This is a genomic window from Blautia sp. AF19-10LB (genome assembly GCF_003461245.1).
In the GTDB taxonomy this organism is placed as follows: Bacteria; Bacillota; Clostridia; order Lachnospirales; family Lachnospiraceae; genus Blautia_A; species Blautia_A intestinihominis.
Window position 1 is genome coordinate 73,351 of record NZ_QTWS01000014.1, and the last position, 15,383, is coordinate 88,733.

Annotated in this window: 10 protein-coding genes; all 10 read right to left on the minus strand. The window is 46.4% G+C overall.

What is annotated here, in order from left to right; genetic code table 11:
• Positions 1–44 precede the first annotated feature (44 nt).
• The 10 genes from DWX28_RS09560 to clpB all read right to left on the minus strand — a co-directional run bounded on the left by DWX28_RS09560 (position 45) and on the right by clpB (position 15,060).
• Positions 45–2,156, minus strand: coding sequence for an NAD(+) synthase (locus tag DWX28_RS09560; protein WP_118252555.1), 2,112 nt, complete (start codon positions 2,154–2,156; stop codon positions 45–47).
• Positions 2,157–2,171: 15 nt separating this feature from the next.
• Entirely contained in the window at positions 2,172–3,050 is an 879-nt protein-coding gene (hslO, locus tag DWX28_RS09565; protein ID WP_118252556.1) for an Hsp33 family molecular chaperone HslO, read from the minus strand.
• Positions 3,051–3,066: 16 nt separating this feature from the next.
• Positions 3,067–3,825, minus strand: coding sequence for a class I SAM-dependent DNA methyltransferase (locus DWX28_RS09570; protein WP_022214176.1), 759 nt, complete (start codon positions 3,823–3,825; stop codon positions 3,067–3,069).
• Positions 3,826–3,928: 103 nt separating this feature from the next.
• Positions 3,929–5,035 carry a hypothetical protein gene (locus DWX28_RS09575; RefSeq protein ID WP_118252557.1) on the minus strand — a complete coding sequence of 369 codons (1,107 nt, stop codon included), beginning with the start codon at positions 5,033–5,035 and terminating at the stop codon, positions 3,929–3,931.
• A 199-nt stretch (positions 5,036–5,234) separates the two neighbouring features.
• The gene (locus DWX28_RS09580; RefSeq protein ID WP_118252558.1) at positions 5,235–7,298 is read right to left on the minus strand and encodes a HelD family protein; all 2,064 of its coding nucleotides are present in this window, start codon (positions 7,296–7,298) and stop codon (positions 5,235–5,237) included.
• 140 nt (positions 7,299–7,438) lie between these two features.
• Complete coding sequence (locus DWX28_RS09585) at positions 7,439–9,283, minus strand: ABC transporter ATP-binding protein (RefSeq protein WP_022214179.1); 1,845 nt, start codon at positions 9,281–9,283, stop codon at positions 7,439–7,441.
• On the minus strand, positions 9,280–11,442 hold the full coding sequence (locus tag DWX28_RS09590; protein ID WP_118252559.1) for an ABC transporter ATP-binding protein: 2,163 nt from the start codon (positions 11,440–11,442) through the stop codon (positions 9,280–9,282). Before DWX28_RS09590 ends, DWX28_RS09585 begins: the two co-directional genes overlap by 4 nt.
• A complete protein-coding gene (locus DWX28_RS09595) occupies positions 11,439–11,945 on the minus strand; it encodes a MarR family winged helix-turn-helix transcriptional regulator (RefSeq protein ID WP_243002397.1) in 507 nt (168 codons plus the stop codon). The genes DWX28_RS09590 and DWX28_RS09595 overlap by 4 nt, the downstream gene beginning before the upstream one ends.
• A gap of 306 nt (positions 11,946–12,251) precedes the next feature.
• The gene (locus tag DWX28_RS09600; protein WP_022214182.1) at positions 12,252–12,425 is read right to left on the minus strand and encodes a DUF4250 domain-containing protein; all 174 of its coding nucleotides are present in this window, start codon (positions 12,423–12,425) and stop codon (positions 12,252–12,254) included.
• Between the two features lie 52 nt (positions 12,426–12,477).
• On the minus strand, positions 12,478–15,060 hold the full coding sequence (clpB, locus tag DWX28_RS09605; protein WP_118252560.1) for an ATP-dependent chaperone ClpB: 2,583 nt from the start codon (positions 15,058–15,060) through the stop codon (positions 12,478–12,480).
• Positions 15,061–15,383: the final 323 nt, after the last annotated feature.

A 15,383-nucleotide genomic window follows, 5' to 3' on the forward strand; every position in this document is an offset into this window, starting at 1 on the left:
AAAAACACATTGAGGTGTGATAAATCACACCTCAAAAAGTTACCTTAATTTCTTGCCTCAAGTTCCTCAATCTGCTTCAGCCAGAGTTTCGCGCATGCATCACTCGGCATTCTCAGGTCTCCTCTCGGAGAAACTGCCACACTACCAACTTTCGGTCCATCCGGCAGGCAGGAACGCTTGAACTGCTGCATAAAGAATCTCCGGTAGAAAGTCTTAAGCCATTTCAGGATCGTCTCATCATCATACTCGCCCGCAAATGCATTCTGTGCCAGACGGAAGATCTTTTTCGGCGGGAAGGTCCAGCGGAGCATGTAATACAGGAAGAAATCGTGAAGCTCATACGGTCCTACAAGATCTTCTGTCTTCTGTGAAATCACGCCATCCTTCGGCGGCAGAAGTTCCGGGCTTACCGGTGTATCCAGGATATCCAGAAGGATCTCTGAAAGCTTCGCATCCTCACAGGTATCTGCATAATATCTCACAAGATGACGTACAAGCGTCTTCGGTACGGATGCATTGACTGCATACATGGACATGTGGTCGCCATTGTAAGTTGCCCATCCAAGTGCCAGTTCCGAAAGGTCACCGGTTCCAATAACAATACCACCGGACTGGTTTGCAATATCCATCAGGATCTGTGTACGCTCACGTGCCTGACCATTCTCATAAGTGACATCATGTACTTCCGGATCATGTCCGATATCGCGGAAATGGAGATTTACCGCCTCGCGGATGTTGACTTCCTTGAGGGTTGCCCCAAGGCATTCACTTAACTGGCATGCATTGTTATAGGTCCTGTCAGTTGTTCCGAAGCAAGGCATTGTTACGGCTGTGATCTTTTCTCTCGGCATTCCAAGCATGTCAAATGCACGTACCGTCACAAGAAGTGCCAGTGTGGAATCCAGTCCGCCGGACAGTCCGATCACTGCATTCTGGCAGTGGATATGTGCCAGACGCTTCTTGAGTCCCATTGCCTGAATATTCAGGATCTCATCGCAGCGGCGTTCTCTCTCTTCTTTGATCCCCGGTACGAATGGTCTGGAATCAAATTTGCGGGTAAGCGGTGTTACTCCTCTGCCTGCATTAAAATAAACTTCGTTATAAAAAACATCCTGTCCTTCCGGTGCAAGATCCGGTACAAAGCGGCAGGTCGTCATCCTTCTTCTCTCATTATCCAGTCTGTGGATATCCAGATCCGCATAAAGTGCGCCATTGACAAAGCGTCTGCTCTCTGCAAGTATCGTGCCGTTTTCTGCGATCAGATTGTGGCCGCCGTAGACAACATCCTGGGTGGATTCTCCCTCTCCTGCTGTCGCATAGATATATCCGCAGAGAAGTCTTGCTGACTGTGCACTTACAAGGCTCTTACGATAAGAATCCTTGCCTACAACTTCATCACTCGCAGACAGGTTCACGATCAGGTTTGCTCCATGATATGCATGTCCTACGCTCGGAGGATTCGGAACCCAGAGGTCCTCGCAGATCTCAGCCGCGATCTTGAGTTTCGGCATTTCCTGACAGATGAACAGGATATTTGAGGAGATCGGGACATCCACTTCATCAAACTCTTCTGTTTCATCTTCATCAATATAATCCGGTTCCTCATCGATCTCTTCCAGTTCCTCAAAGGAATCTTCTTCCTCCAGAGCCTCGAGTTCTGCCTCAAGTCCAAATTCCACGTCCTCATCCGTCATCTCTTCGTCATGATGTAATCCATACTCAGACCTTCTGATCGTCACAGTTCCGTCTACATCCTCTCCGGAAGTGAAATATCTCGCCTCATAAAATTCATTATAATTCGGCAGATAAGTCTTCGGCACAAACCCAAGGATCTCACCATGGTTCAGTCCGGCTGCCACATTATAAAGTTTGCCCTTGTATTCCAGTGGAAGTCCTACAAAAATGATCGCATCTACATCCGCAGTCTCTTCTGCAATACGCATAAGCTGTACTTTGGCTTCCTCCAGAAGATTTTCCTGCCAGAAAAGATCTCCGCAGGTGTATGCTGTGATACACAGTTCCGGGAAAACCATGACTCTGGCTCCCTCTGCTTCCATCTCACGGACCATTTTGATAATTTCAGCTGCATTGAATTCACAGTCTGCTACCTGCACATCCGGCGTTCCTGCCGCTACTTTGATAAACCCGTCCTTCATATTCCTGCTTCTCCTTTATTTGCACTTTCTGAGGATTTCTTTGAGTTCTTCTACACTGAATGTATAATTGGTGTTACAGAAATGGCAGTTCAGTTCTACTTTCTTGCCTTCCTGGATCATCTCATTTAATTCTTTTCTTCCGATGCTGATCAGGGCTTTTTCTACACGTTCTTTGCTGCAGTTACAGTAAAATTCTGTCGGGATCCTGTCGTTGATCTCAATATCAAATCCATCCAGTACCTGCTCCAGAAGACTCTCAGGAGTGTGTCCCTGCTCCAGAAGTGTAGTCACAGACTGGATCTTCTGTACGTTTGCTTCCAGTTTCGCGATCGTTTCTTCCTCTGCAAACGGCATGACCTGAACGATAAATCCACCTGCCTGACGCACGGTATTATCTTTGTTCATCAGAACACCAAGACCTACAGCGGACGGAACCTGTTCACTTGCTGCGAAATAATAAGTCAGGTCTTCTGCGATCTCACCTGTCTGAAGTGCCACCTGCCCCACATATGGTTCTTTGAGTCCCATGTCCTTGATGACCTGAAGGAAACCGTGTCCAACAGCGCCGCCAACATCCAGTTTGCCCTTGGCATTTGCCGGGATGATAACATCCGGTTCAACGACATATCCCTTGACACGGCCTTTGGAATCTGCTGTAACCGTGATTCCCTGAAGCAGTCCGTCACCCTTGACCTGAAGTGTCAGGATATCCTTATCGCCCTTCATCATCACGCCCATCATCGAACCTGCTGTCAGAAGACGTCCAAGTGCTGCTGTTGCAACCGGGCTGGTGTTGTGATCCTTTCTTGCTGTCTCTACTGTCTCTGTTGTCACTGCTGCAAACGCACGGATCTGGCTGTCTGCCGCAATTGCTCTTACTATATAATCACTCATGAATTTACCTCGTTTCTTATTTTGCTTTGCCTTTTTCTCTTGCGATGAAGAATAACCGCTCGCTCTCCTCGGATGCCGCTTTGCCTGTGTAGGCATCGTATACAGCGAGAAGCTCCATTCCTGCCTCGCGGATCAGTTCTTCGATCTCTTCTCTCGGATATGCTTTCTGGCAGTGGACTTCCTCTGCCTTCTCATACAGTCCGTCCTCTCTCGGAAGAAAAACTGCCAGTTCATAATAGTTCAGTCCCTCTTCCTCATCGTAGCTGTTGTCCCAGATGAAACTTCCCTCATCACGGTTTTCTGCGATCGTCGTATCCCCAAGGATATCCCTGTACTTATGTACGGTATTCATATCAAACAGGAAAATTCCCTCCGGGTCAAGGTAATTATTTACCAGTTCAAAAACATGACGCAGTTCATCCCTGTCTGTAATATAATTGAGACTGTCGCAGACACTTACAACGGCCCGCACCGTTCCGTACAGTTCAAACTCCTGCATGTCCTGCAGAAGATACAGGATATCCTGTCCGGATTCGACTCTTTTCTCCATTGCCTCCGCAAGCATCTCCTCGGAATTGTCCACACCAATCATATCATAACCCTTGTCCGCAAGCAATCCCGTCATCGTTCCTGTTCCACATCCAAGTTCCAGTACCAGGCCATCCTCGATCCCATATTCTCTCAGATGACCGGTGATATAATCCGCCCATTCTTCATAATCAATATTATCCATGAACAGGTCATACACCTGTGCAAATTTCTCATATGCTCCCATCGTCGTCCCCCTGTTTATATTTTGTGAGTAAAAAGGCAGATGATCGCTCACCTGCCTTTCCTTCTTATCTCATGCTGACGATAAATCAGATCGTGTTCTGTTGTTACTGAACAGGCATATAATATACGTCTGCTCCCTCACCATGCCAGTAGTAGCTTGTTCCGTTCTCGTCGTAAGCGTCCTCATCGCTGGTAAAGTTGTAGGTATTTCCGTCAAAGTCAACCCAGCTTCCGTTTCCGTCCGGTGTGATCACAAGCGGATGTCCATCAGAATTACGATAGATGGTTCTTGTCTCATCTGTGTTGGAAAGCTGCTCATCTGTGAATCCTGCAGAGTTGGAAATTGTTGTAGAGCTGGAATCACTGGAACTGTCATAGCTTTCGGATCCGTCGCTGCTGCTGTCTGTGCTTCCTGTTGTATCTGTGGCTGCACTGCTGTCTGTTCCTGCCGCAGAAGTATCTGCTGCTGCGCTGCTGTCTGCTGCATTTGCGTTTGCATCAGAAGAAGCTGCGTTTGCATTGTCGGCTGCCGGAGTGGAAGCTGCTGCCTGCTTCGGAGCTGCTTCTTTCAGAGAAGAATCACCAAGGATCTGGAAAGAATCTACGGATGATTTCACTGCGGAAAGAACATCTTCTTTGTTAACAGATGCTTCGATGCTGTAGTATTCGGAATCGTTTGCGATAACCTTGTGGATCACATACAGGCTTCCGTTGCTCTTCTCTGTGTTCAGCATCTTGGTTGTGTAGGTGTACACGCCAATGCCATTCACATCTGTAGAAGTGTAGTCCTGGATCTCAAAGTCTGTTCCGTCAACCTTGTCTCCGTCTGCCTGCTCAAGAGAGGTAGCCATGTCCTGTGTGCTCGGAATCACGGTTGAAGCCATGGTGTCTGCTCCCTGTCCGTGAAGGATCAGAATCTTGCCCTCGTCAGGAGATTCAAAGCTGAGTGTATCTGCTTCATCTGTCTTGTTTGCCCATGTTGCGTTTGGAAGGTTGATCGCTACGGATTTGTCTGCGGATGTATAGGTAGTAGCCTGTACATTCGGAGCGATCGTGGCTGTCGGAGCCGGTGTCTCGGTTGCCACCGGTGTTGGTGTTACACTTACTGCAACAGACTCATCCGGATTACTGCCGCCGAAACTGCAGGCAGCCATAAATACAGATGCTGATATGGCAATTGCTGAAATCGCAAGAATTCTTTTGTTTCTCATAACATCCTCCTTAATATCGGTTATGATTATAGTTTATAATAAAACCTTTGTGCTATATTTTACAATTTTATTACATGCATGTCAATGAATTTTCCCTGATGGTTTATGAAAATCCTGTAAAATATTGTGAATTTTCTGTGTCGGATATCTTCTTTTCTGTAATCTTTTATCTGCGTTTTTTCCTGAAAATATACGGGTTTCAGAGCTTTTTGTAATCATACATATGCAGCTCATGAAGTGCCCTTGTCGCTGCAATATATTTCGCCTGTTTACTCAGTCCGTCCTCTGCATCTGCTGCAAAAACTCCGAATACCTGATCAAACTCCAGACCTTTTGCAAGATAAAACGTAGTCACTGTCAGACCTTTTTTGAAATTCTGACTGTCACGGTTCATGTACGATAACTGGTACTCTCCGTCCGGGTCCAGGTTTTTCAGTTTCTCTTCTATATAGAGATACGCATGCTCTGCCTCTCTTTCTGTAAAAAAGATCAGCGCTTCTGTCTCATAGTCTGCTCTCTTTGCTTCCCAGTCTACGATCACCTGATCCAGAGCTTCCTCAAGCTTCGCAAAAGACCGCTCCTCAACCGGCTCGCCGTGGCGTTCGAACAGTTCCATATCCTGGATTCCGGTAAGCTTATTGGCATACTCTGCGATCTCCATCGTGTTTCGATAGCTTCTGTTCATAACGATCTTGCGGATATCCCTGCCAAAGATCTTCGGCAAAAATTTCAGTACATCCTGCTGCTGCTCTTCCATCGTCTGTGCCTTATCTCCGAGGATCGTCATCCTGCACGGGAAAAGTTTCCGAAGGAGCACATACTGGATCCAGGAATAATCCTGCATCTCATCAACCACGACATGCTTGATGCCATGATGATTTTTGCAGCGGAAAAGAGAATATTTCAGATAAAGGACCGGATAGACATCCTCATAACGCAGCTTACGCTTCTCCAGCGGAACACGCGGCAGTGGATCGTAGCCTGCCTCTTCAAGAAAACGACTGTACAGAACATAGCAGTCTCTCGTCTCATACATACGCAGAAAACGCTCCGTCAGTTCTTCCTTTTCTTCATCTGCGAGGTCTCTGTCCCTCAGTGTCTCCACCTGATCGATGAAATATTCTGCCACTGCCTCCATTCTGGAAAGAAGCGGAATATCCAGGAACTTAAAGTAAAACAGATCAATGATCTCCTTCTCGGAAAGCGTACAGCCCTTGTACTCTATGTCCTTGAAATTCATCAGTTCATCTTCCAGCCCTAGCATGTAAGCGTCCATCTGACCTGCAAATCCTGCCGACTGTTTCTCCCTGCACAGTTCCTGTGATTCCGGAATAAGGACAGAACGCTCGATCTGGTCATACCTGTCCTCACAGTCAGAAACGATCCCCTTAAGTTCACGGTAGGCAAACAGATCAAAACTCATCTCGCGGATATTTTCCTCTCCCAGTTCCGGCAGGATGTGCGAGATATAATCTGCAAACACACCATTCGGTGAAAGGACCAGGATATTGGAAGATTTCAGATTTTCTCTGTCGTGATACAGAAGATACGCGATCCTGTGAAGTGCAACAGAAGTCTTACCACTTCCCGCAGCTCCCTGGATTACCATAATCTTATCACTTGTGTTTCGGATAATTGTATTCTGCTCTTTCTGGATCGTCCGGACGATGTTTTTGAGCTGGACTTCGCCCTTGCTTCCAAGCTCTGCGCCCAGGATCTCATCATCGATCTTGACATCGCTCTCAAACTCGTAGATCATTTTTCCATTGCGGATCTTGTACTGCCATTTGGAAGTAATCTCGCCTTCAAAAACACCGGAAGGTGCCTCATAGGACGCAGAACCCTTGTCGTAATCATAAAAAAGTCCGCTGACCGGAGCACGCCAGTCATACACCAGTGGCAGGCTCCCCGCCCGCTCCGAGAGATTTCCGATCCCTATATAAAAAAGCTCCGGCTCGTCATCTCCGTCATACCGAAAATCCACTCTTCCAAAAAACGGAGAATCCATCATCTTCTTAAATCTCTTGCGAAGAAGGAACTGTTCTTCATTCGCATTCATCTGACGAAAAAGTGCCTGCTGGTTATCAAAGTTTTCATAACCGTACTCATCCATCTCTGTATAGTTTTCCCAGTAATATTCGTGCATATCCTCGATCTCTTTCTCACCCTCAAGGATCGCAGCATCTGTCTCGGCAAGACGTTTCTTCAGACATTCCATTACATGCAGCAGGTACTCTCTGCCATTTTCTATATTGCCGCTCATCATAAATACCTCCCTTTCCTGCCAGACTTTCCATTAAATGTAATTTTCTTATTATACTCAAAAAGACAGCCGTTGACAAGAGCTGTCTCCTGCCAGCGGCTGCCTTTTTATGGCTTAAAATTCTGGTTTTACTTCTGGGTTTATGAGCAAAGTTCTGAAGAACCATTGTCAAACTGGCTGTTGTAAAGGTCTGCATAGAATCCTTTGGCTGCCAGAAGTTCTTCATGATCGCCCTGCTCGATGATGTCTCCATCCTTCATAACGAGGATCAGGTCTGCATCCTTGATCGTGGAAAGTCTGTGTGCGATAACGAAACTGGTTCGTCCCTTCATCAGATTATCCATCGCTTTCTGGATCTGCATTTCTGTTCTTGTATCGACGGAGGATGTTGCTTCGTCAAGGATCAGAATCTTGTTGTCCGCAAGGATCGCCCTCGCGATCGTAAGAAGCTGTTTCTGTCCCTGGGAAATGTTGCTGGTCTCTTCATCCAGTACCATCTGGTATCCGCCCGGCTGCTGCATGATGAAGTTGTGGATATGTGCTGCTTTTGCTGCTGCGATCACTTCTTCATCCGTTGCATCCAGTCGGCCATAACGGATGTTTTCCATGATCGTTCCGGAGAACAGCCAGGTATCCTGTAGCACCATACCGAACATCTCGTGAAGTTCGCTTCGGTTGAAGTTTCTGACATCGTGTCCGTCTACCTTGATTGCACCCTTATTCACATCATAGAAACGCATCAGGAGTTTGACCATGGTGGTCTTACCTGCTCCGGTCGGACCTACGATTGCGATCTTCTGTCCGTCATGTACATCTGCGGAGAAGTCATGAACGATGATCTTATCCGGGTTGTAACCGAACTCTACATGCTCGAACTGTACATTTCCATTCAGACCTTCGATAGAATCCGGATGTTCCGGCTGCTGTACTTCTTCCTCTTCCTCGAGGAATTCAAATACTCGCTCGGATGCCGCTGCGGATGACTGCAGGAGGTTTGTTACCTGCGCGATCTGCTGGATCGGCTGTGTAAAGTTACGGATATACTGGAAAAAGGACTGGATATCACCGACTTCGATGGAACCTTTGATAACAAAGACTCCTCCAAGCAGTGCTACCATTACATATCCGAGGTTTCCTACGAACTGCATGATCGGCATCATCATTCCTGAGAAAAACTGTGATTTCCATGCAGATTCATAAAGTTTCTTGTTGTCTTTTTCGAATTCTTCCAGAACATCGTTTTCTTTGTTGAATACTCTTACTACGTCATGTCCGCCGAAGTTTTCTTCAATCTGACCATTGACTGCGCCAAGGTAATTCTGCTGTGCCTGGAAGTATTTCTGTGAATGCTTCATCACTGCCTGGATGATAAACATGGAAACCGGCAGGATCAGAAGTGCTGCCAGTGTCATCCACACATTGATGGAAAGCATCATGATAAATACACCGATCAGAGTTGTCACAGATGTGATCAGCTGTGTCAGACTCTGGTTCAGACTCATCTGCAGTGTATCAACATCGTTTGTTACACGGGAGAGGATCTCACCGTTTGTCCTGCTCTCGAAATAATTCAGAGGCAGTTTGTTGATCTTCTTTGAAATATCTTTACGGAGGTTGTAGGTCACATCATTGGAGATACCAGTCATGATCCAGCCCTGGATAAAGGAAAAGCATGCACTTGCCACATACAGTCCCAGTGTCCACAGAAGGATCGTGCCGATCTTCGTGAAATCAATGCCTCCGGTTCCGTTTACCTTTGCAACCAGGCCTGTATAAAGTTCGGTTGTCGCTTTACCAAGGATCTTAGGTCCTGCAATATTAAAGATTGTTCCTGCGATCGCAAAAATGAACACCATCACAAAACGCAGTTTATAGCGTCCCATGTAGCGGAACAGTTTGCCCATCGCACCTTTGAAGTCTTTTGCTTTTTCTGTCGGGCGCATTCCTCTGCCGCCCATCGGTCCACGTCGTCTCTGTCCACTCATGCCAATTCCTCCTCTGACAGCTGACTCATTGCAATCTGGCGGTAAACTTCACAGTTCTTCATCAGTTCTTTGTGAGAACCGATACCAGCCATATGTCCGTCATCCAGGACAATGATCTTGTCTGCATTCAGGATCGTACTGATACGCTGTGCAACAATGATCGTTGTCGCATCTTTTGTATGTGCTTTGAGTGCTTTACGCAGGGTACTGTCTGTCTTGAAGTCCAGTGCAGAAAAGCTGTCGTCAAAAATAAAGATTTCCGGTTTCTTGGCAATCGCTCTCGCGATCGAAAGTCTCTGTTTCTGTCCACCGGATACGTTGGTTCCTCCCTGTGCGATCGGGGATGTGTATTTCTCCGGTTTTGTCTCGATAAACTCCGTTGCCTGTGCAACTTCTGCTGCTTCTTTTACTTCTGCTTCTGAAATATCAGTCTTGCCGTAACGGATGTTGGAATCGATCGTACCTGAGAAAAGGACTCCCTTCTGCGGTACGTATCCAAGTCTGGATCTGACTTCTTTCTGTGTCATATCACGGACATCGATACCGTCCACGAGAACTTTACCTTCTGTCACATCGTAAAAACGAGGGATCAGGTTTACAAGAGTACTCTTGCCGCTTCCGGTACTTCCGATGATGGCAATCGTCTCACCCTTCTCTGCCTTGAAGGAAATGTCAGTCAGGACATTCTCTCCTGCTTCCGGATAAGCAAAACTTACATGGTCAAATTCAACCGTTCCTTTTACATTCTCGGCTGGCTGAACCGGATTCTCCGGGTCTGTGACGCTTACTTTTGTCTTGAGAACGTCATTGATACGAAGTGCTGCCACGTTTGCTCTCGGGAGCATAATGGACATGGCTGTGATCATCAGGAAGGACATGATGATCTGCATTGCATACTGGATGAATGCCATAACATTACCTACCTGCATAGTTCCGTTATCAACGGCATAGGAACCGCTGTAAATGATCAGTACGGAAACACCGTTCATGATCAGCATCATGGTCGGCATCATAAAGGTCATGCATCTGTTGACAAACAGGTTTGTCTTTGTCAGTCGCTCGTTTGCTTCCTCGAAACGTTCTTCTTCGTGTTTCTCACGGCTGAATGCACGGATGACCGGGATACCGGTAAGGATCTCACGTGTTACCAGGTTCAGTTTATCGACCAGTGTCTGTAATGCGGTAAATTTCGGCATTGCCACCTGGAACAAAACGATAATGACTACCAGGATCAGTCCGACTGCCAGACCAAGGATCCAGGTCATGGAAGAATCGGTATTAAGTACACGGATCACACCTCCGATACCAAGGATCGGCGCATAAAGAACAATACGGAAAAGCATTGCCATTACCTGCTGCACCTGCTGGATATCGTTCGTACAGCGGGTGATCAGAGATGCTGTGGAAAACTTGTGGTATTCACGGCTTGAGAAGGTGATAACCTTGCGATACACGGCATTTCTCAGGTCATGACCAAGTGCTGCTGCCACTCTGGATGAAAGGAATACGACACAGATCGCACAGAGCATCGTTACCAGTGCCATACCAAGCATCTTGACACCTGAGATCTTGATGTAATGCATCTGGATCGCATCTACGTCCTCTCCCAGTGCCTCATATTCGCTCTTCACATAAGCGACACCTGCCTGGGTGATGATGGAATCCTGCATGCTGTCGATCTTCTCGCTGAACTTCTCAGTCATCGCATCAAGTGCTTCCTCTGGCATCATGGCGATCGCCTGCATCGGGTCTGTTCCCTCTGGAACACCCATCTGGGAGAGCATGGCTGTAACTTCTTCACTTCCGGATGAAAGACTTGCCACGATCATCATCGGTTTGCCGAAGATACTGTTCAGTTCGTCCCGTTCGTCACTTGTTATATCGTCTTTGAGTACGAGATTGTCTCCGTCTTCTTCATAAAAAGAATCTACGGTTTCTTTGTCGTCGTCATCCATAAACAATTGTAAACTGTCCATGGATGTCTTTCTGATCTTTTCAGGGACGCTGTCTTCGATTCCGCTCTGCTGGATACCTACATTCACGATCTTGGAAGTGTAGTCCGGCAAAGACAGATCACAGTATGCCTGAAGAAACAGAAGGGCTATGATCAGGATGATATAGCCTGCTGATTTTTTCAGATACTTCATCAGTTTGATCACTTTTGCTGCCTCGCTTTCTTTGTGTCATTTTTTCCGGATGATCCGGGTATTTTATCGATATTTGCGGTTATCTGCTCCAGAAATCTTCGTAAGAGACAAAGTTCTGCATCACTGAAACCGTCAAGAAGGATCTTCTCATTTTCTTCTACTCGTTTCATGCCGCGTTCCTTGGCCTGTTTGCCCTTCTCTGTCAGGTAGATTCTGGAGACACGCTGGTCTTTTTCATCTGCTTTGCGGAAAAGGAATCCTGCTTTTTCCAGCCGCTGGACGGTCACATTGACGGTCGGCGGTTTGATTCTCAAATGTTCTGCAATCTCGCGCTGGCTCAATCCGTCTTTATATGCCAGAAGTCCAAGCACCGGGATCTGTCCCGGATAAATTCCAAGTTCCTGCATCTGCCCAAAGCACTTCCCCATAAAGCGGCGGTCGATCCGCATAAACATAGACAAAAAACTCATTCTATGCTCTTCAGGACCGAACTCTGGTTCTTCTCCTATAAACACCTTTTCACCTCCGTACTAAAACATATTTCATTTCATTAGTCAGCTATTAATTAGTCGGCTAATTGTTTATTATATGCATCTGCACAAAAAATGCAACTGTTTTTTGTATATTTCACACTTTTTTTAGATTTTATAAAGGAACAATTTACGGATAAAAGAAGAAAATCATTTTGCCCGGCTAATGATTCAAACACTTAGCAGAAACACCACTTATCTCTCCCCAATATAATATACAATGCATCAAAAAAGGCATCTGCCTCCCACCTTATATCTGTGGAAAAGCAAATGCCTTTTCGCGTTATTGTTTTATACAAACTGGTTTGTCACTGTGTCGTACTGATAATCAATTGATGACAGTTTCTCTACCAGTTCCTCTCTGGATATGTCTTTGTCTTCGCAAAAAGCATCCAGGGAGGAATAAAAATCTCTCAGCTGTGTGTTGACGTAGCTCAACAGCATCACCGGATCTCTTGGTATCATATTTTACCTCCTGTGGTATCCTGCCGCTGAGCACTTCTCACACAGCAGCAATTTATTTCGTATTGATCACAAACTCGCCGTCTCTGACATCCAATACAAGTGTATCACCTGCATGAACGTCACCGGAAAGGATCTTCTTGGCTGCAAGTGTCTCTACATAATTCTGCAGATAACGTTTCAGCGGACGTGCACCGTATACCGGGTCGTAGCCGTTCTCAATTACCTGAGTCCTTGCTGCATCGGTCAGTTCCAGAGAAAGCTCCTGGTCTGCCAGACGGTTGCTGAGTTCGCGTACCATAAGGTCTACTATGCCGCCAATGTTGTCTTTTGTCAATGGTTTGAACATGATAATTTCATCCAGACGGTTCAGAAACTCTGGGCGGAAGTGTCCACGCAGGTCGTTCATAACGAGTTCCTGTGCATCCGGTTTGATGTTTCCGTTCTCGTCGATACCGTCGAGAAGATACGGGGAACCGATGTTGGATGTCATGATCAGGATCGTATTCTTGAAGTCTACCGTTCTGCCCTGAGAATCAGTGATACGACCATCGTCCAGAACCTGCAGCAGTACATTGAATACATCCGGATGTGCTTTCTCGATCTCATCAAACAGGACAACGCTGTACGGTTTACGACGAACAGCCTCTGTAAGCTGACCGCCCTCTTCGTATCCAACATATCCCGGAGGCGCTCCGATCAGACGGGATACAGAATATTTCTCCATGTACTCACTCATATCGATTCGTACCATATTCTGCTCGTCATCAAACAGAGTTGCTGCCAGAGTCTTGGCAAGTTCTGTCTTACCGACACCGGTAGGTCCAAGGAACAGGAAAGATCCAATCGGTTTAGACGGGTCTTTGATTCCTGCTTTGGAACGAAGGATCGCATCTGTAACAAGACGTACACCTTCATCCTGTCCGATCACACGTTTATGAAGTTCGTCTTCCAGTCCGAGAAGTTTGGTTCTCTCGCCTTCGGTCAGTTTCGTTACCGGAATGCCGGTCCAGCGGGAGATGATCCTTGCGATCTCATCATCTGTGACAGCTTCGTGTACCAGACTGCGGTCGCTTTCTTTGACCTGTTTTTCCTCGATCTCAAGCTGTTTCTGGAGTTTCGGAAGTTCACCATACTGCAGTTCGGCAGCTTTTTCCAGATCGTAGTTCTGTTTTGCTTTCTGGATCTGTTTATTGATATCCTCGATCTGCTCACGTAATTTCTGGAGCTTCTCTACGGAATGTTTCTCATTGTCCCACTGAGCTTTCTGAGTGTTGAAGGTGTCACGCATCTCTGCAAGCTCTTTCTGCAGTTCTGCAAGACGCTCCTTGCTCAGATTGTCTGTTTCTTTCTTAAGAGCAGACTCTTCAATCTCAAGCTGCATAATCTTACGTCTCTGCTCATCCAGCTCTGTCGGCATGGAATCCAGTTCTGTCTTGATCAGGGCACAGGCCTCATCTACCAGGTCGATTGCCTTATCCGGCAGGAACCTGTCTGTGATGTATCTGTGCGAAAGTGTAGCTGCTGCTACCAGTGCACTGTCTGTGATCTTGACACCATGGAAGACTTCGTATCTTTCCTTCAGTCCACGAAGGATAGAAATGGTATCTTCTACGGTCGGCTCATCAACCATAACCGGCTGGAAACGACGTGCCAGTGCGGCATCTTTCTCAATGTACTGACGGTACTCGTCCAGTGTGGTGGCACCAATACAATGCAGTTCACCTCTGGCAAGCATAGGTTTCAGCATATTGCCTGCATCCATCGCACCGTCTGTCTTACCGGCTCCGACGATCAGATGAAGCTCATCGATGAAAAGGATAATCTCACCCTCACTCTTTCTTACTTCTTCAAGAACAGCTTTCAGACGTTCCTCAAATTCACCACGATACTTGGCACCTGCAACCAGTGCTCCCATATCCAGTGCAAAAATCTTCTTATTCTTAAGGCCTTCCGGAACATCGCCGGCAACGATTCGCTGTGCCAGTCCTTCGATGGCTGCTGTCTTACCGACACCAGGCTCACCGATCAGTACCGGGTTGTTCTTAGTCTTACGAGAAAGGATACGGACAATGTTACGGATCTCTGCATCACGTCCGATGACCGGATCAAGTTTCTGGTTTCTTGCCTTCTCGACAAGATCCTCTCCGTATTTGTTCAGGGTATCATAAGTTGCTTCCGGATTGTCGCTGACAACTCTCTGGTTGCCTCTCACAGTAGAAAGTGCCTGGAGAAATCTTTCTCGGGTGATACCGAATTCGTTGAAGATCTTCTTCATGCTCGGGCTCGGCTGTGTCAGCAGGGACAGGAACAGATGCTCAACGGAAACGTACTCATCTCCCATTGCCTTTGCTTCGTTCTCTGCATTTACAAGAGATTTGTTCAGATACTGTCCAAATCTCAGATCACCGCCGGATACCTTAACCTTCGCATCCAGGGCTTTCTTCACTACGTTGATAAAATAATCTTTATTGATCTCCATCTTCTCAATCAACTTGAGAATCAGGCTGTCTTCCTGTGTCAGCAGCGCATACAGAAGATGCTCCTGCTCTACTTCCTGGTTGCCATACTCATAAGCAACCTTCTCAAGGTCCTGAACAGCCTGGATGGATTTCTGTGTAAATTTACTGATATTCATAGGCTTTCCTCCTCTATATCGTAGGAAAAGGATACCGAAATTTCTTTCCGTACCCTTTGGGTTATCTTTGTTATACTGGTAATATAACACATGTTGTTAGCACTGTAAAGATGTGAGTGCTAATTATTTTGTGAAGATTCTGTGAATTTTCTATTTTCGTTTATACAGAAAACGCGAGGCTGACAGTTCTCAATTCTTGTCATAACTGCCAGCCTTAATCTCATTAATTTTCAGGTATGTACTTTTCTAATTCAACTTGTTGTACTAGATAAAATAAAATATAAAGAAACTTCAACAAAATGTGCTATCTTATTTGTAGGACA

Bases quoted from the DNA above. Each gene is read 5' to 3' on its own strand.
- DWX28_RS09560 (WP_118252555.1), bottom strand. From the start codon at position 2,156: ATGAAGGACGGGTTTATCAAAGTAGCGGCAGGAACGCCGGATGTGCAG.
- hslO (WP_118252556.1), bottom strand. From the start codon at position 3,050: ATGAGTGATTATATAGTAAGAGCAATTGCGGCAGACAGCCAGATCCGT.
- DWX28_RS09570 (WP_022214176.1), bottom strand. From the start codon at position 3,825: ATGGGAGCATATGAGAAATTTGCACAGGTGTATGACCTGTTCATGGAT.
- DWX28_RS09575 (WP_118252557.1), bottom strand. From the start codon at position 5,035: ATGAGAAACAAAAGAATTCTTGCGATTTCAGCAATTGCCATATCAGCA.
- DWX28_RS09580 (WP_118252558.1), bottom strand. From the start codon at position 7,298: ATGAGCGGCAATATAGAAAATGGCAGAGAGTACCTGCTGCATGTAATG.
- DWX28_RS09585 (WP_022214179.1), bottom strand. From the start codon at position 9,283: ATGAGTGGACAGAGACGACGTGGACCGATGGGCGGCAGAGGAATGCGC.
- DWX28_RS09600 (WP_022214182.1), bottom strand. From the start codon at position 12,425: ATGATACCAAGAGATCCGGTGATGCTGTTGAGCTACGTCAACACACAG.
- clpB (WP_118252560.1), bottom strand. From the start codon at position 15,060: ATGAATATCAGTAAATTTACACAGAAATCCATCCAGGCTGTTCAGGAC.